Source organism: Pseudomonas bijieensis (genome assembly GCF_013347965.1).
Taxonomy (GTDB): Bacteria; Pseudomonadota; Gammaproteobacteria; order Pseudomonadales; family Pseudomonadaceae; genus Aquipseudomonas; species Aquipseudomonas bijieensis.
Window position 1 is genome coordinate 748,702 of the sequence record NZ_CP048810.1, and the last position, 16,909, is coordinate 765,610.

The 16,909-nt window shown below is 60.9% G+C and carries 14 protein-coding genes; 7 read left to right on the top strand and 7 right to left on the bottom strand.

The window, feature by feature from the left end:
- Positions 1–27 precede the first annotated feature (27 nt).
- The 6 genes from GN234_RS03145 to GN234_RS03170 all read left to right on the top strand — a co-directional run bounded on the left by GN234_RS03145 (position 28) and on the right by GN234_RS03170 (position 8,721).
- Positions 28–747, top strand: coding sequence for a response regulator (locus tag GN234_RS03145; protein WP_134926628.1), 720 nt, complete (start codon positions 28–30; stop codon positions 745–747).
- The gene (locus GN234_RS03150; RefSeq protein WP_163858661.1) at positions 744–2,159 is read left to right on the top strand and encodes an ATP-binding protein; all 1,416 of its coding nucleotides are present in this window, start codon (positions 744–746) and stop codon (positions 2,157–2,159) included. The genes GN234_RS03145 and GN234_RS03150 overlap by 4 nt, the downstream gene beginning before the upstream one ends.
- 395 nt (positions 2,160–2,554) lie before the next feature.
- Positions 2,555–3,049: a DoxX family protein gene (locus tag GN234_RS03155; protein WP_163858663.1), complete on the top strand. Its 495-nt coding sequence runs from the start codon at positions 2,555–2,557 to the stop codon at positions 3,047–3,049.
- A gap of 22 nt (positions 3,050–3,071) precedes the next feature.
- A complete protein-coding gene (locus GN234_RS03160) occupies positions 3,072–4,253 on the top strand; it encodes an efflux RND transporter periplasmic adaptor subunit (protein WP_176687858.1) in 1,182 nt (393 codons plus the stop codon).
- Positions 4,250–7,348, top strand: a complete 3,099-nt coding sequence (locus GN234_RS03165; RefSeq protein ID WP_370873678.1) for an efflux RND transporter permease subunit — start codon at positions 4,250–4,252, stop codon at positions 7,346–7,348. Before GN234_RS03160 ends, GN234_RS03165 begins: the two co-directional genes overlap by 4 nt.
- Positions 7,345–8,721: an efflux transporter outer membrane subunit gene (locus tag GN234_RS03170; RefSeq protein ID WP_176687859.1), complete on the top strand. Its 1,377-nt coding sequence runs from the start codon at positions 7,345–7,347 to the stop codon at positions 8,719–8,721. The genes GN234_RS03165 and GN234_RS03170 overlap by 4 nt, the downstream gene beginning before the upstream one ends.
- A gap of 119 nt (positions 8,722–8,840) precedes the next feature.
- Here GN234_RS03170 and GN234_RS03175 read toward each other — a convergent pair whose 3' ends face one another.
- From GN234_RS03175 to GN234_RS03205, 7 genes are all read right to left on the bottom strand, one after another.
- Positions 8,841–9,341, bottom strand: a complete 501-nt coding sequence (locus tag GN234_RS03175; protein ID WP_109754113.1) for a lipocalin-like domain-containing protein — start codon at positions 9,339–9,341, stop codon at positions 8,841–8,843.
- A 46-nt stretch (positions 9,342–9,387) separates the two neighbouring features.
- A complete protein-coding gene (locus GN234_RS03180) occupies positions 9,388–10,710 on the bottom strand; it encodes an NTP/NDP exchange transporter (RefSeq protein ID WP_109754112.1) in 1,323 nt (440 codons plus the stop codon).
- Between the two features lie 69 nt (positions 10,711–10,779).
- Entirely contained in the window at positions 10,780–11,832 is a 1,053-nt protein-coding gene (locus tag GN234_RS03185) for an oxidoreductase (RefSeq protein WP_176687860.1), read from the bottom strand.
- A gap of 44 nt (positions 11,833–11,876) precedes the next feature.
- The gene (locus GN234_RS03190; protein ID WP_109754110.1) at positions 11,877–12,137 is read right to left on the bottom strand and encodes a DUF2790 domain-containing protein; all 261 of its coding nucleotides are present in this window, start codon (positions 12,135–12,137) and stop codon (positions 11,877–11,879) included.
- A gap of 137 nt (positions 12,138–12,274) precedes the next feature.
- Entirely contained in the window at positions 12,275–13,615 is a 1,341-nt protein-coding gene (locus GN234_RS03195; RefSeq protein ID WP_233459525.1) for a heavy metal sensor histidine kinase, read from the bottom strand.
- A gap of 32 nt (positions 13,616–13,647) precedes the next feature.
- Entirely contained in the window at positions 13,648–14,352 is a 705-nt protein-coding gene (locus GN234_RS03200) for a heavy metal response regulator transcription factor (protein WP_109754108.1), read from the bottom strand.
- Between the two features lie 197 nt (positions 14,353–14,549).
- Complete coding sequence (locus tag GN234_RS03205; RefSeq protein ID WP_176687861.1) at positions 14,550–15,983, bottom strand: HD domain-containing phosphohydrolase; 1,434 nt, start codon at positions 15,981–15,983, stop codon at positions 14,550–14,552.
- Positions 15,984–16,097: 114 nt separating this feature from the next.
- Between GN234_RS03205 and GN234_RS03210 the strand changes: the two genes are divergently transcribed.
- Positions 16,098–16,859 carry an alpha/beta hydrolase gene (locus tag GN234_RS03210; protein ID WP_109754106.1) on the top strand — a complete coding sequence of 254 codons (762 nt, stop codon included), beginning with the start codon at positions 16,098–16,100 and terminating at the stop codon, positions 16,857–16,859.
- Positions 16,860–16,909: the final 50 nt, after the last annotated feature.

Below are 16,909 nucleotides of genomic sequence, written 5' to 3' on the forward strand. Positions count from 1 at the left end.
CACGGTTTATGGCACATGGAGTTTCCGATGGAGTCGTCCCCCCACATCATTGTTGTCGACGACCATCGCGATATCCGCGATCTGGTCGGCAAGTACCTCGGGCAACATGGTTATCGGATCAGCATGGCTGAAAGTTCGGCGGCGCTGCGAAGGTTGATGGAACGCAGTGCACCGGACCTGATTATTCTCGACGTCATGATGCCTGGAGAAGACGGGCTGACAGTCTGCCGCCAACTGCGTAGCAGCACCGACATCCCGATCATCTTCCTCACCGCGATGACCGAAGAGCTGGACCGCATCATCGGCTTGGAACTGGGAGCGGACGATTACCTCTCCAAGCCCTTCAATCCCAGAGAGTTGCTGGCACGAATCAAAGCCGTGCTGCGCAGGGTCAACAGCCTGCCTCCGCAGCGCGGTATTTCCAAGTCGAAGGTGCTGCGCTTCGATCATTGGGTGCTCAATGTCGGCCGCCGGGAGTTGCTGGGAACCGATGGTGTCGCCATTCCTTTAAGCACCGCAGAGTTTCGGCTGCTGAACGTGTTTCTCGATCACTCGGGCATCGTGCTCAGTCGCGACCAGTTGCTGGATCTGACAGTTGGCCGTACCTCGGACTACTTTGACCGAAGCATCGATAACCAGGTCAGCCGTTTGCGCAAGAAAATCGAAGTCGATCCGCGCAACCCGGCCTTGATCAAAACACACTGGGGCGGAGGCTACAGCTTCACGGCCCAGATCGAGCGGGCATGATGGGTATCTGGCAACGCAGCCTCGCCGCGCGTTTCATCCTGTTGTTATTGCTGGCCCTGGCGCTGTCCCAAGGCGCGGGTTTCCTGATCTCCTGGGATGAGCGTGGGCAGGCACTGCGTAGCGCTGCCAAAAGCGAATTTTTCAGCCGCACCGCCTCACTGACACTCCTGCTGGAGAGCACACCGTCGGCGTTGCACAGCGATATCCTGAATGTCAGCGGGACCAACTACAGCCGGTTCTGGATCTCGACCGAAGCCCCCAGGGACGCCTCGTCCTGGTGGCAGGACGCGCGTGCACAACTGCTCAAGCCATTACCCAACCGCACGGCGGCGCCGGGGGATGCCGAGGAACGGGAAGTATCAACAAAACTGACCGCAGTGCCTTCGCAGGCGATCGAATCAGGTTTGGTCTGGAGCCAACTGCCCTCCACCTCCTGGCCGCTCTCCCGTCCTGCCCTGTACCTGCCCCTGGAGGCCGCGAACGGATCAGGACTGGCCGTACGGCTCGCCGACGACGTCTGGCTGAATGCGGTGTATGCCAAATCGATACCCAATTCACCGCTGACCCTGCAATCGTTGTTGTCATTGGCGATCACCGCACTTGCACTCTCCCTGATAGCGATTGTGGTCGCGCGGGGCATTACCCGTCCGATGCGACACCTGGCGGCGGCAGCCGAGTTGTTGGGACGTGGCGAATCAGTTCCGCATCTGCCGGAGTCGGGCCCCGATGACATCCGGCAAACAGTAGAAGCCTTTAACCGCATGCAGGCACGTATCCAACGCTTCGTTGACGACCGGACCCGGATGCTCGCGGCCATCGGTCACGATTTGCGCACACCGATCACATCACTGCGCTTGCGCGCGGAGTTCGTCACCGACCCTGAGGTCCAGGAGAAAATGCTCGCGACCATCGAGGAGATCCGCAGCATGACCGAGGCTGCCATCGCCTATGCACGTGAAGAAGCGACGGTTGAAGCGACCCGTGCGGTAGATGTTTCGGCGCTGGTTGAAAGCCTGTGTGACGATCTTGCGGAGCTGGGTATGCAGGTCAGCTATATGGGCGGTCCGAAGATCATCTACCGCTGCCGACCCGACGCCCTGCGCAGAGCGCTGCGTAACCTCATCGAAAATGCCGTCAGGTATGGCGAACAGGCTCGGGTCAGTATCCACCACGCCATGGAAGGTATCGACATCATCATCGAGGATGACGGACCGGGCATCCCGAACCATGCCCGGGAACAAGTGTTCGCCCCGTTCTTCCGGCTGGAGGACTCCCGCAGTCGCGATACGGGAGGCATTGGCCTGGGCCTGTCCATCGCCCGGGCCATAGTGCGTCACCATGGAGGTGACATCAGCTTGAACAATCTGGATGCGGGCATGCGTGCCCTGATTAATCTTCCACTGACCCGCTAACCCCCTTCTTCTTTGCTCCAAGCACGGAGCAATGCCTCAGCGCTTGCGCAAAATGTCACCCAGGCCTCCTTCCCGACATTTTGCGACAAAGCGCCCTCCTCTCGACAAAGTCTGCATACAAGCGCTGGGCAAGCTCTGAATCAGGACCCGCCACCTGGCTGTCTAGCTTGTCGGTCACGGTTATAGCGCCCTACGCCACCCTTTTCGGGGCTTTCTGGAGCAGGTGTGTCTGCCCATCAGCGATTGTTTATCCGAGATGAATAGCCATGGCAGTTTATGCGGATTTATCCACTGGCAAACAGCGCCCCACAATACCGGGTCGGTGCGCGCTTCGTTGTAACAGCGGTTCGACGCACTTGCACCGGCCCCATTGAACAATGCCAGGACAACCTCAGATGAAATCGACCTCTCATTCCTCAGATGCGCAATTGCAACCGAAACTGCTGATCCCGGCCCTGGGCACTTTTTATCAATGGGGCGAACCCCTCGCCTACGCGTTGCTGAGGTTATGCCTGGGCATCGTCATGCTGACCCATGGCCTGCCCAAGCTGTTGGGAACCTCACACGGCTCCATGGCCGACCCCATGGCGGGTTCGATCCGCTTGATCGAAAGCATCTTGCATCTCCCTGCGCCCGAACTCTTCGGCCTGTTCGTCGCCTGGCTTGAAGGACTCGGCGGATTGTTACTGGCGCTGGGGCTGGCAACCCGGGTACTCGCGGTGGCCATGGCCCTGCAGATGGCGGCAATCGCCTACATCCTTGGTCCGACCTGGCCCTGGATCGATCGCGGCATCGAGTACCCGGTCCTGATGGCGTTTCTCTTCATCTACATCGCCTTCAGGGGGGCCGGCCGCCACTCGCTGGACCGCCTGCTCGGGCGCGAACTCTAAATCCTTCAGGGAAGTCGCCGTCATGTCGCAATCCAAGATATCCAGAACCTTTTTCAGTGTATCTCTGACACTCGGCAGCCTGTTGACCCTGGGTGGCTGGACTTACTGGTTGTGGCCGGGCCAGTCCGCGGCAGCCGTGACCGCGACCCCGCCCTCCGTACCGGTCAGTGCGTTCGAGGTACAACATCAAGACGTCCCGGTGTTGATTCACGCGATCGGCAACGTACGTTCCCTGCACAGCGTGGAAATCCGCTCGCAGGTCGACGGTTTATTGCTCGAGTTGCCTGTCAAAGAGGGGCAACGGGTCAAGCGTGGCGATCTTCTGGCTCGGATTGATGATCGCGCCATAGTCGCCGCCCTGGAGCAAGCCAAGGCCCAACTGGCCGTGGCCCAGGCCCAACTGGCTTCGGCAAACGTTGATCTCAAGCGCTATCGGGCCCTAGCCACGACCCAAGCGGTTTCCGCACAGACCCTTGACCAGCAGCAGGCACTGGTCGCCCAACTGCATGCAACGGTGCAGAGTCAGCAGGCGACTGTCTCCGCCAACCAGGTGCAACTGTCCTACACACGGATTCTGTCCCCTACCGATGGTCGGGTCGGTATCCGTAACTTCCATGAAGGCAGCTACGTCCGGGCGAGTGACGCGCTGGCATTGTTCTCCGTGGTGCAACTGGACCCGATCAGTATCGAGGCCGCCCTTCCCCAGGCGCTCCTGCCACAGTTGCAAGCACTGGTTGCTGGCTCGGGACAAGCACCGGTGATCCTGCGCGCTTACTCGGGCGACGGTGGTGCGCTGCTGGGCGAGGGTCGCCTGGGCCTGATCGACAACCGGGTTTCCGACGCCACCGGGACGGTACGGATCAAAGGCAATTTCGCCAACGCACAAGGACGTCTGTGGCCGGACCAATCGGTGGTGGTCAACCTGCAGGCAGCGACCTTGCGCGAAGCACTGGTGGTGCCCCAGCGTGCCTTGCGCCAAGGCGCGCAATCCACCTTTGTCTGGCGCGTCCGGGACGGCAAGGCATCCCCACAACCGGTACGGGTCACCTATGCAGACGCGGAGATCGCAGTGGTCGAGGGCATCGTAGCGGGTGACCGGATCGTCGACGACGGCTACTCGCGGCTGCGCCCCGGAACCGAGGTGCACATACTCGAGCCTGACGATGCGGTTCACTCCACTGTCGCCAGCGGAGGAGTCTTGTGATGGCCCGCCGCAATGTCTACGCCTGGTGCATGGACCATCCCATCGGCACCATCCTGTTGAGCTTCGCCTTGGTGTTGCTTGGGGTGATTGCCTATCCGCGTCTGTCCATTGCGCCACTGCCGGAAGCTGATTTTCCGACGATCCAGATCACCGCGACACTGCCTGGCGCCAGTGCCGAGACCATGGCCTCTTCAGTGGCGACACCGTTGGAAGTTGAACTGAGCTCGATCCCCGGTATTACCGAGATGACCTCGGCTAGCTCGTTGAGCATGTTGACCCTGACGCTGCAGTTCACGCTGGATAAAAACATCGACGCCGCCGCCCAGGAAGTCCAGGCGGCGATCAATACGGCGTCGGCGCGTTTGCCCAGCGACATGCCGAGCCTGCCGGTATGGCGCAAGGTCAATCCAGCTGACAGCCCGATCCTGATTCTCAGCGCCTATTCGGCCAACCTGCCGCTGATCGAGGTCAGCGACCTGGCCGATACCGTGCTCTCGCGTCAGCTCAGTCAACTCGAAGGGGTGGGCCTGATCAACGTAGTGGGTGAACGTCGTCCGGCGATCCGTATCCAGGCCCGCCCGGAAGTCCTCGCCGCGGCCGGGGTAACACTGGCGGACATCCGCTCGGCAGTGCAGACGGCCAGCGTCAATCTGCCCAAGGGCGCTCTGTTCGGTGGGCACCGGGTTTCCAATCTGGAGGTCAATGATCAACTGTTCGAGCCCCGGGAATATGACGATGTCATCGTCACTTATCGCAATGGTTCGGCTGTGCGGGTACGCGACCTGGCCCGGGTTACCCTCGGGTCGGAGGACGACTACACGCAAAGCTGGCCCAATGGCGAATCCGGCGTGGCCCTGGTAATCCGGCGTCAGCCGGGGGCCAATATCGTTGCCACCGCGGATCGCATCCTGCAAGCCCTTCCCCGCCTCAAGGCGTCCTTGCCGGCGGACATGACGGTCGAAGTGCTGAACGACCGCACTCGCACCATTCGCTCCTCCTTGCATGAAGTGGAGTTGACGCTGGGCATCGCGATCGTCCTGGTCATAGGGGTGATGGCGCTGTTCCTGCGGCAGTGGTCGGCCACGTTAATCGTCACCATCGTGCTTGGTGTCTCGCTGGTGTCGACGTGCGCGGTGATGTACCTGGCCGGGTTCAGCCTGAACAATTTGACGCTGGTGGCCATCGTGATTGCAGTCGGTTTCATCGTCGACGACGCCATCGTGGTGATCGAAAACATCCACCGTCACCTGGAACTGGGCGAGAACAAGCGTACCGCGGCGCTCAAGGGCATCAGCGAAATCGGCTTCACCGTGGTGTCTATCAGCGTGTCGCTGATTGCCGCCTTTATCCCCCTGCTCTTCATGGGCGGCGTGATCGGACGGTTGTTCCGCGAATTCGCCTTGACCGCCACTGCTGCCATCGTGATTTCAGTCCTGGTCTGCCTGACCCTGGCCCCTACCCTGGCCTCTCTGTTCATGAAAGCCCCCAACCATCACGGCGAGTCCGACAAAGGTTTCTTCGGCAGCTTGCTCACAGTCTACGATCGCGCCTTGAGTTGGGCGCTTGGGCACCAGCGCATCATGCTCGGCGTGTTTTTTGCCAGTGTGATGCTCAGCGTGGCCAGCTTCATCATGATCCCCAAAGGCTTCTTTCCTCTGCAGGACACGGCCTTCATCCAGGGCTTCACCCAGGCATCTGCCGATATCTCCTACGATGAGATGGTTGAAAAGCACAAGCAACTGGAAGCGATCTTCAGCAAGGATCCGGCGGTCATCAGCTATAACCACGCCGTCGGTGGCAGCACTACGGACTCGATCGGCAATGGCCGGGTCTGGTTGGTATTGAACGATCCCGGGGAGCGTGACGCGACGGTCAGCCAGGTCATTGATCGGTTACGTCCACAACTGGCACAGGTTCCCGGGATCCAGGTGTTCCTGCGCGCCGTGCAAGACATCAACCTCAGTGCTGGCCAGCCCCGGGCCCAGTATCAATACGTGTTGCGCGCGCAGAGCAGTGCCGAACTGGCGACCTGGGCCACCACACTGGCCGATCGCCTGCGGGCCAACCCACTGTTTCGCGATGTCTCCCATGACCTGCAACTGGATGCCAACATCACCCGCATCACCCTGGATCGTGACGAGGCTGCACGTTATGGCTTCACCGCCCAGGACCTGGACAACGCGCTTTACGATGCCTTCGGGCAACGACAGATCAGCGAATACCAGACCGAGGTCAATCAGTACCAGGTGGTGCTCGAACTGAGTACGGCACAGCGTGGCAATGCCGAAAGCCTTAGCTACTTCCACCTGCGTTCACCGCAGACCGGCCAGATGGTCCCGCTCCTGACATTTGCCCGGATCGAGCCGCCGTCAAGTGGCCCGGTGGTGATCAACCATAACGGCATGCTGCCAGCGGCCAACCTGTCCTTCAATCTCGCTCCCGGTGTTGCTCTGGGGCAGGCGGTGAGCGCACTGCAGGACATAGAGCGGGACATCGGCATGCCAATCTCGGTGAGCGGTACCTTCCAGGGATCGGCCCAGGCGTTCCAGTCGTCCCTGGCCAGCCAACCGTTTCTGATTCTGGCCGCGCTGGTGGCGGTCTACATCATCCTTGGCGTTCTCTATGAAAGCCTGGTGCATCCGCTGACTATTCTTTCGACCCTGCCGTCGGCAGGTATTGGCGCCATCGTGCTGCTGTGGGCCTGGCAGTTGGACTTTTCGATCATGGCCCTGATTGGCCTGATCCTGTTGATCGGCATCGTCAAGAAAAACGGCATTCTGCTGATTGATTTCGCCATCCACGCCCAGCGTGAACGCAACCTGTCCGCCCGAGATGCCATCCATCAAGCATGCCTGGCGCGTTTCCGGCCGATTCTCATGACAACTCTGGCAGCCCTGCTCGGTGCCGTGCCCCTGATGATGGCCTTCGGTACCGGCGCCGAGCTGCGTGAGCCGCTCGGGGTTGCAATCGTCGGTGGCCTGATGCTCAGCCAGGTGTTGACGCTGCTCACCACACCGGTGGTGTTCCTGACACTCGACAATCTGTTCCACCGACGCAAAGGTCAGCCGGTTGCCGGCCTGGAGCACAGCGCATGATAAACCGAACCTCGCTCATGACCTTGGCCCTGCTGTCCGCGCTGGCAGGGTGCAGCAGCCCCATGCAGGAGGGTTCCCCAACCGCAGGTGACCAGATGCATGGCCAAGACCTCGCGCCCTCTCTTGCCACTCAGTTGCCGCGCTGGTGGGAAGGCTTCAACGATCCTGCACTCAATAGCCTCATGGAGTCGGCGTTGCGCAACAACCTGGATCTGGCCAGCGCCGTGGAACGAGTTCGGGAGGTCCGGGCTCAGCGGCGCTTGGCTGCGGCCCAACGGTATCCCGATATTGGCTTGGCGGCGAACTACGATCGCTCACGCACAGCACTGAACGGCACCAATGAGGACTACTTCTACGGCATGGACCTGAGCTGGGAAGTGGATCTGTTTGGTCGTCTCAAGGCTCTGCGTAATGAAGCCGATGCGCAGTTGAAGGCCTCGCAACAGGACTATCTGAGCCTGCGTATCAGCCTGATGGCCGAGGTGGCCAACAATTACTTGCAATACCGTCTGGCGCGGCGAGTGGAACAGATTGCCAGCGAGGCCAGCACCGCACAGAAACAAACCGCGGATGTCACCCGGGCTCGCTTGGAACAGGGCACCAGCAACCGTCTGGATCTGGAGCGCATCGAGTCCCAAGTGGCTGTCACCCTGGCCGAGGTACCGGTCGCTCGGCAACAGGCGGAGACCGCTCGTTACAACCTCGCTTATCTGCTGGCCAGTGAGCAGTCCGTGGTCGATCGGCTGCTGGCTGGTGAGGATCCGGCGGCAGTACCGCCATCCCCCTCCGCCCTTTCGTTGTCCTCGGTACCTGTGGAGGTACTGCGCGAACGGCCGGACGTGCGTGCGGCCGAGCAACGCTTGCAGGCGGCCGGTGAGTTTCTGGCAGCGGAAAAGGCAGCGCGTTACCCGCAACTGACATTGGGGCTGCTGTCCGGTTTCGAGCAAGGCGCCGGCGCTTCGACCTGGGCGCTGAGTACTCAACTGTTTCAGCCGTTGTTCGACTTCGGCCGCATCAGCTCACGCATCGAAGCCGGCGATGCTCGACACGAACAGGCCAGGCTCGCCTACAAGTCGAGCCTGCTGCAGGCCTTGCGAGAGGTGCACACCGCGTTCCAGGCTTACAACCAAGGTGTCGAGCGACAGGGCAATCTCGACCAGGCGACGGTTGCTGCCGTGCGCGCTGTCGACCTCGCCAAGCAGCAATATGCCGCCGGTACGGTTTCCATGCTGGAAGTGCTGGATGCCGAACGCAGCCTGTTCGACGTGCAGCGCAGCCAGGTACAGGCCAGGGCGGACGTGGCGCTGCGCTGGGTCGAGATCAACCGCACCTTGGGTATCGCCCCACCGGGGCCGGCCATTGCGACACTATAGAGATTTCAGCAGCACCGCCACTCCACTCAGAGCTGCCGGGGATTGGCCAGGAAATGAATGTATTCGACAGAGCGCTGGAACCGCCCTGTCTCACGAGAAGTATGGAAGATGCTTCGAAGCTACTTTACACGCTCCCAGACGATGTGAACCTTCATCCCATCCGGGCGCCGAAAATCTTCCACCATCCGGTCGCCGTCAACCTTCAGTTGCAAGTCATCCTGGGTACGCACAGCGCCCACCCAGTTTGGAAACGTAGATCCTTCGACGGTGTTGCCCGTGAACTCGCCGTTCTGGTTAACGGTATATCGTCCAAAGAAACCGATGCTACCGAGCATGGCTGCGCGGTTTTCCTCATCGGTGCCTTCGCCACGCACGTTGGAGCGAAACGGCGGCACGCGTGGATCCGTGAGCACTTCAACAAACGTCAACTCCGGGGTGAAAACGAGCCAGCCATGAGGATTGGGTCCATAAGCATCCGAGCTACTGCCCTGGTGCTCAACCGTTGCGCTGATCATGCGCCAGGTGCCGATCAACGAGTTTTGTTCGCCCGCGAAGGCTGTGGGGAAAACCGAAAAGGCAATGACCGCACCTACTGCCAGTACGCTGTTTTTTAGAGTCATCTGTATCACCTCTCACTGTAAGGATGCGATGGAGAATAAAAAATCTTCATGCCCTGGCCGAGATAATTGCCAGGCGTAGTTCCCGCGAAGCGGCATAATCGGCCTGCCGTCCCAATTGCCAGCCCAAGTAACCCCACAGCAACGCGCAACACGCGCCAATCATCGCGGCCAGGCCGGCGCCCTGCCCCAGCATGTCAAGCAGGCTCTTGGCCCAGCCACTCATGGCGTCACCGGCGCGATAAACCACGGTGTCGATGAAGTTCTTCGCCTTGTATTTACTCTCGGCGTCCAAGGGTGCGAAGAGCATTTCCCTGCCCGGCCGGACGAACGCGTACTCGCCGATTCGTCGTACGATCATCAACGTCGTAAGCAGCGCAAACCCGGGCGCCAACGCCAGGCCCAGGAAGCCGATGGACATGAGCAACGGCACGATGGCCAGCAACGCGCGTACCCCCAGCTTCGGTGCGATACGGCCGGTGATGAACAGCTGGGACAGCAACGCGCCCGCCTGCACGATGATGTCGATGGTGCCAAAGATGCGAACTTGCGATTCGCGATCCGGATAGTGCTCGGCCACCAGGCGCGCCTGCTCGAAATACAGAAAGGTGCTGACGGTCGCCAACAGCACCACGAACCCGGCGATCCCCAGCAGGTAAGGTGATCTGAGCACGGTCGTCAAGCCGCTGAACGGGTTGCCGCGCAGTGGCTGCCGAGGGCTTTGCGTCGGCGCGGCACCCGGTCGGCCTGCCCCACCCTCCTCGCGCCATCTCATCAACGCCCGCTTCAAGACCAGCGTGGCCCCGAGCAACAAGGCCGCCAGCAGCATCAACCCAGAGGCGCCGAGGGTATCGATGAGCAGCGCGCTCAGGGCCGGCCCCAGCAAACCGCCGATGCTGGCGCCGGCAGCGATGAAGGCAAATAAACGCTTGGCCTGCTCGCTGTCGAATACATCCGCCATCAAGCTCCAGGCCACGGACACGACGAACAGGTTATAAACCGAGATCCAGACGTAAAAGACCCGGGCCAGCCAGACACTGTCCGGCTGGAACTGGAAGAACTCGACGAACATCAGCAGATTGATGCCGAAGAAGCCGTACACCCAATCGATGAGGCGCAAGCGCGGTACCCGGGAACTGAGCCAGGCGAACATCGGAACCGCCGCCAGCATGACCAGGAAGGTCGCGGTAAACAGCCATTGCAGATTCTCCACGCCCGCCGCGATGCCCATCGATTCGCGGATCGGGCGCAGCATGAAGTAACCGGTAAAGAGGCACAGGAACAGCAGGAATCCGTACAACGCCGGACGCAGCTCACCGTCGCGGGCATTAAGGGCGAGGCTCAGCCGGTGCAGATAGGAAGGCGTACTCATGGGAGCTCCAGGAAGGCGGCAACAGGCCAGAGGGTGGGCACGGGACGGACACCCGCGCCCAAGGTTGCATCAGGGGTAGGTGACGCCGGTCAGCCGTTCGGAGACGGCCCAAAGCCGATCGGAATCCGCCTCCCTGGTTGCTGCGGCAGGCGTTTTGGCAAAACCCAGCGGGCCGCGTTTTTCCTGGTCTCCGGTCGGGCCGTAATAGGCGCCGCCGACGGCCTGCTTAGCGGTGGCGGCATACAGCGTGGGCAACGCCCCTTGTGCCGCTGAGTGGTAGGCGTCGCGGTCCTGGGCCCAGCGCTGGCCGAATTCACTGTTGAGGCCGGGGCCGCGTTCGACCAACTCGGTTACGGCAACGCCGGGGTGCGCGGCGATGCTACGAATGCCCCAATTTTCGGCATCGCTGCGTCGCTGCAACGCGAACGCCCAATGCAGGATGGCCAGTTTCGATTGCGCGTATGTCGCATACGGGTCGTACTTCTGGTTGGCCTGTAGGTCATCGAAGTTCATCGCGCCACGGGTCGCTGCAATGCTTGAAAGGCTCACCACGCGTGCGTCCTGGCTTTGACGCAGGAGCGGCACCAGCAGGCCGGTCAACGCGAAGTGCCCCAGGTAATTGGTTGCTAACTGAAGTTCGAAACCATCGGCTGATGTACCTCGTTCGGACGGCGCCATGATGGCGGCATTGTTGATCAACACGTCGAGGCGCGGCAGCCTCTGATTAAGACGCTGGGCCAGGTCGCGCACGGATGAAAGGTTGGCCAGGTCCACGGCCTCGAACTGCACCTTGGCATCGGGCACCGCCTGTTGAATGCGTGCAATGGCCTGTGCGCCGCGCTCTGGATTGCGAGCAGCGATAATCACCTGCGCGCCGGCACGGGCAAGTGCCAGCGCATCCTCATAACCCATGCCGCTGGTGCCGCCGGTGACCAAGACGATTCGGCCCTTCTGAGACGGCATGTCGTTGGTCGACCAGTCGGGTTTCGGTGCGACACGAGCCGATGCTTCGATACTTACGGCACTGAGCAGCGCGACACCGGCGACAAGTGCCCGGACCAGTCTCATCAACGGGTTTATGGTGTTCAGAAGGCCGATTGCGGGGGTTGCTGTGTTCCACATGGTTGAATCCTCTATTTGAAACAATGAACCGACACGACCGGCGATCACTGGATGGAACACGCCTCAGCCAGTTGCAGAAAGCTGACTTGGCGGGTTTGCCCTTGCGTATCCACATAGGTCATTTTTGCCCGCACAACCTCACACACTTGCGAGCTCGGTGCCTCGATGCGAATGGCGTGGGCGATGTCCAGCGGCATGCCATACTCGTAAGCCGGTGGTTCCGTGTTTTCTTTGGCGAACAGAGGTGAACCGCTCAACGTGATGACGGCCAGCAGACTGGCGATCGACAGGTTTTGGATATTCATGATGGTCTCCATGACTGCCTTTACCGGGATGGTCTTAGCACTCTAGGAGGGGGACACTGACGTCAAGGTGACTGCTGACTGACAGGAAGATGTCAAACGCCGATGTTGGGGAAACACCGGCGTTCGCTAAGACGCAACTAGCGCGCCGCTTGGCTCGTCAGGGAAAATCCGAAGGTATTGAGCCCATCCTTGCTGTGGGCAAACACTCGTCCACCGTGCATGGACGCCACGGCCCGCACAATGGAAAGCCCCAGGCCATGGTGCGCGTCGCTCCGGGCCCTGGCGGCGTCGGCGCGATAGAAGCGTTCGAACAAATGCTCCAGATGCACGTTGTCGATAGGCTCGCCTGCATTGGAAACGCTCACCTGGGCCTGCATGCCATGGCTTTCCAGGCGGACGATGATGACGCTCTCCGGCACCGCGTATCGCGCCGCGTTTTGTATCAGATTGGCGAGGGAGCGGTGAAACAGGCGTCGGTCGATGCATACGCGCATGTCGCCTTTGATCACCACGTTCAGCTGTTTGTCATGCAAGACAGGCTCAAGGTATTCCACCGTCTTCGACGCCTCTTCATAAAGCGAGACATCACTGAGCTCGGTCGCCCGCTGCCCACTTTCGGCACCCGCCAGGAACAGCATGTCATTGACGATGGTGCCCATCCGCTCCAGCTCTTCGAGGTTGGACTGCAACAGATCCTGAAGCTCATTCACGTCCCGCCCGTGGGCCAACGCAACCTGGGTCTGCCCGATCAGGTTGGTCAACGGCGTTCGCAGCTCGTGGGCCACATTGGCATTGAACCCTTCGAGCTGGCACCAGGCCGCTTCCTGGCGAGCCAAGGCGCCGTTGAACGACACCGCCAACTCCTGCAATTCGCTTGGCAGCGCCTCGGTGTCCAGTCGCTGCTTCGAATCCCCCGGCGGCAGGCTGTTGGCCTGACGGCTCAGGCGCCTGACCGGCCCCAGGCCAAAACGCGCGATCCAGTAACCGAGCAATGCCACCAGCACAACGCCCAGCGCCGAAATCAGGATCAGCATCTTGGTGAATTGGTCCAAGGTCTTCATGAACGGCGTTGAATCGAGCCCCACGATAAAGCGCAACTCCGGCCGGCTCCCCATGGCGGCGATGGTCTTGACCAGCAGCACCATGGGACGATGCCGGTCAGGTAACTCGACCGTGGAGAATCCATCCGGGCGCTTCGACCAATCCTGGCCGTCCGGCATGGCCCCGCCATAACTGTAGGCCGGGTCGTCAACCAGCACCCAATAACGCACCCGCTCGTCCGCGGGAGTCAGGCCATCCAGCTTCTCACGCAAGCCGACCCAGAACGCCGGCGAATCGTATTTTGCGAGCACGGGGTCGAGTACGGAATGACGCAGGATCAGCTCGTTCTGCATCTGATCTTCGAGCGATTGCTTCAAGGAACAGCGCAACAGCGTCGCACTCACCGCGGTGATCAGCATGACCGAAAGCGCAAACATCAGGCCGAGCCGCCTGGATATCGATCCTTTCATCATGGCGTACCGTTTTGCCTGCCATCGGCTTCGCGGCTTTCCAGTACATAGCCCATGCCACGGACCGTATGCAGCAGCTTGCGAGGATAAGGCGCATCCACTTTAGCGCGCACACGCTTGATCGCAACCTCGACCACGTTGGCATCACTGTCGAAATTCATGTCCCAGACCTGCTCGGCGATCATCAATTTGGGAAGAATCTCGCCCTGGTGCCGCGCCAGCAGGCTCAACAGACAGAACTCCTTGGCCGTGAGGTCCAGCCGCACCCCGGCCCGGGTGACCTTGCGCGCTTGCAGGTCGACCTCGAGGTCATCGATGCGCAAGTGCGTCGGGTCGGCCGTGTCGTCGGCGAAACGCCGGATCAATGCCTGGATGCGCGCAACCAGTTCGGCAAATGAAAAGGGTTTGGCCAGGTAATCATCGGCGCCCTCTCGCAGCCCACGGACGCGATCATCCACCGTACCCCTGGCCGACAACATGATGACCGGGGTTTTCTTGTACAGGCGCAAGCCCTGCAGCACGCCGTAGCCGTCCTTGCCCGGCAACATGACATCCAGGATAACGACGTCATAATCCATTTCCAGCGCGTAGTGCAGGCCATCGATGCCATTAGTCGCGACATCAACGATGTAGCCGAGCTCGCTCAAGCCACGATGCACATAAGAGGACGTCTTTTCTTCGTCCTCGACGATGAGCAAACGCATCGGGTAACTCCTCCGTAGAAGCGGCGCGGGTCGAGACGGACTTTTATCCATCTCTCAAGCATTCTGGACAGGCTGTGTGCACCATTTTCCAGACTACAGAACAAAGGTGTCCTGAACCTGACCGCTTCCTGACATTCTTGTCAGAATAGACCGACGTCTGGCCCCGTCGCTGGAAAAACCATCGTCCGGAAAGCGCCTCAAATCAACCCTAGCGTCAGGGCTTTGAGCGTCGCAGCCGCACGGGTGGTGCATTGAAGTTTACGGAACACGTTTTCCACATGGGTACGAACCGTGCTCGGACTGATGCCCAGTTGACGCGCCACTTCCTTGTTGCTTCCGCCTGCACTGATGCGCCGTAGAATTTCGGTTTCACGCTCGGAAAGCAGGCCACCGCCAGGCTTGCAGGCGGTCATCGTGGTATCCCCGCGCGCCGCCGCGATGACCGCCTGACAGGCGCGTCGGTCAAAGCGTCCCTGGTCCGCTTCGTCCAGCAACAGGCGGGTGGCATCGTCATGACTGAGGGCCGGTCGCCACGGTCGGTCGCTCAGCAACGCTTGCCAAGCCAGGGCCGCGGCAAGCAAGAGGTGTTCGCTTTGCAGCGCGTCGCCGCTGAGACTGCGAAAGTAACCACTGCCATCCAGTCGTTCGTACGCGTGAGCCGCTATCTGACCCGACACGGCCAGCGCCGGTATCTGGCCGCAGGCCCGCGACGTCCAGTAAGGCACCAACCGCACTTGCTCAAGATCGCCCTCCAATAACGCTCCGGGAATGTTCCAGACTCGATTGGGCACTGCTGCGCGGCCAATACCATGGATGAGCGCCGCTTGGCCGAGATGGTCAACGGCTGATGCCGACAGGCCGGAAAGCCTGGCGGCCTCGCGCACCAGTTCCGAGGCGCAGCGCGAATATCCCGACAGCCACGGGAGCTTGAGATCGATCACATCGCCGACCAGGGTCAGCGGCACCTGTGCCGTGGTTTCCCGCGGATCGACAGACTGTGGTGTCCGCAGCTGATCCAACCAGTCCTCAGCGTGCTTCAACATTTCGCTGGCGAGCGCTGCTGGATAACGTCGGTCGCTCTTGCTGCTGATCCACTGTAAAGCCACCTCCAGACCGTGGCTGCGGGACAGAATTTCCAGATCCCCTGCCAGCAACACCTGATAAACCACCTCCGGTACCTGCGGATGACGCAGGCCGAACGGCCTTCCCTCCCCGTCGTATTGCTCGAACACATGACGCAGCCCGTGTTCGACTTCGGTTCTCAAGCCCAATGTATGAGCGATATCACCGGACACCTCGCAATGAATCTGTGCCAGCGGCGTAGACCTGCGCATCGCTCGCTGGCCCGCTGCACTGAGGGTATTCGTCAGCATCGCGTTGCGGCCCTCGACGTCATCGCCCAGCAGTTGGGTGAAACCCTGCGCATTGGCGGTACACCCTGACCAGCGCAGCAAGGCCACCTGGCGTCCGATCTCGGTGTGCTCGCCAGCACCATTGCACGCCTGCGCGAGCATCAGCACCAATCGGGCGGTGCGGCGTGACTGATCGAACGGTTGGCCCATGCTCAGGTCGCCGACCATGGACAACGCCAGAATGGCGTCTTCCAATTCGATACAGTCACCTGCCGACATGTCGTTTCCTCCGGACATTCGATTGAACATTATTGATGGCCTCGGATAAATGACCGATACCTCAGCCGCCGAGTATCGCTGAAACTGCGCTCACCCCATACAGGAGATCGCATCATGTTCAAACCCAAGGCCCTTGCCCTCACACTCGCCATGACCTGTTCCTTGTTCGGCGGCGCAGTACATGCCGCGACGCAGCAACCTTCTGTCGTCATCGTCCATGGCGCTTTCGCCGACGGGTCCGACTGGGGCAAGGTCGTCCCGCTGCTGCAGGCGGAAGGCATCAAGGTCACCGTGGTACAAAATCCGCTGACCTCGCTGGCTGACGATGTCGCCGCCACGCAGCGTGTACTGAACAACCAGGAGAACGACGTCGTATTGGTCGGCCATTCCTGGGGCGGCACCGTCATCAGCGAGGCTGGCACCGACAAGAAAGTACGCAGCCTGGTGTACGTCGCCGCGTTCGCCCCGGATGCCGGTCAAGCCAGTAAAGACCTGGGCAAGGACTACCCTGCCCCGTCCGGTGTGAAAGACATCGCCGCCGACAAAAACGGTTTCCTGTACATGACCGCCGAGGGCATGGCCACCGGGTTTGCCCAGGATCTTTCCGCACAGCAAACCGCGGTAATGGCGGCGACGCAGGGGCCGATCCGCGCCTCGGCCTTCGATGACAAAACCAGCGTCGCCGCCTGGAAAGGCAAGCCAACCTGGTACGTCGTGGCCAAGGAAGACCGGATGATCCAGCCTGATCTGCAGCGGGCTTTCGCCAAGAAGATCGGTGCCAAGGTCAGCGAAGTCGACGCCAGCCACGTGCCGCAACAATCGCGCCCGGCCGATGTTGCAAAAGTCATCATCCAGGCTGTTCAGAAGAGCCAGTAATCCCTGGCCCCTTCTGCGCTGAGGTCGAGGGAAGTGCGCTGCACCTGGAA

What these genes read in the sequence shown, in the direction of transcription:
- GN234_RS03190 (WP_109754110.1), bottom strand. Translation starts at nt 12,137, where the DNA reads ATGAATATCCAAAACCTGTCGATCGCCAGTCTGCTGGCCGTCATCACG.
- GN234_RS03160 (WP_176687858.1), top strand. Translation starts at nt 3,072, where the DNA reads ATGTCGCAATCCAAGATATCCAGAACCTTTTTCAGTGTATCTCTGACA.
- GN234_RS03180 (WP_109754112.1), bottom strand. Translation starts at nt 10,710, where the DNA reads ATGAGTACGCCTTCCTATCTGCACCGGCTGAGCCTCGCCCTTAATGCC.
- GN234_RS03200 (WP_109754108.1), bottom strand. Translation starts at nt 14,352, where the DNA reads ATGCGTTTGCTCATCGTCGAGGACGAAGAAAAGACGTCCTCTTATGTG.
- GN234_RS03195 (WP_233459525.1), bottom strand. Translation starts at nt 13,615, where the DNA reads ATGTTTGCGCTTTCGGTCATGCTGATCACCGCGGTGAGTGCGACGCTG.
- GN234_RS03155 (WP_163858663.1), top strand. Translation starts at nt 2,555, where the DNA reads ATGAAATCGACCTCTCATTCCTCAGATGCGCAATTGCAACCGAAACTG.
- GN234_RS03185 (WP_176687860.1), bottom strand. Translation starts at nt 11,832, where the DNA reads ATGTGGAACACAGCAACCCCCGCAATCGGCCTTCTGAACACCATAAAC.
- GN234_RS03150 (WP_163858661.1), top strand. Translation starts at nt 744, where the DNA reads ATGATGGGTATCTGGCAACGCAGCCTCGCCGCGCGTTTCATCCTGTTG.
- GN234_RS03145 (WP_134926628.1), top strand. Translation starts at nt 28, where the DNA reads ATGGAGTCGTCCCCCCACATCATTGTTGTCGACGACCATCGCGATATC.
- GN234_RS03170 (WP_176687859.1), top strand. Translation starts at nt 7,345, where the DNA reads ATGATAAACCGAACCTCGCTCATGACCTTGGCCCTGCTGTCCGCGCTG.
- GN234_RS03210 (WP_109754106.1), top strand. Translation starts at nt 16,098, where the DNA reads ATGTTCAAACCCAAGGCCCTTGCCCTCACACTCGCCATGACCTGTTCC.
- GN234_RS03205 (WP_176687861.1), bottom strand. Translation starts at nt 15,983, where the DNA reads ATGTCGGCAGGTGACTGTATCGAATTGGAAGACGCCATTCTGGCGTTG.
- GN234_RS03175 (WP_109754113.1), bottom strand. Translation starts at nt 9,341, where the DNA reads ATGACTCTAAAAAACAGCGTACTGGCAGTAGGTGCGGTCATTGCCTTT.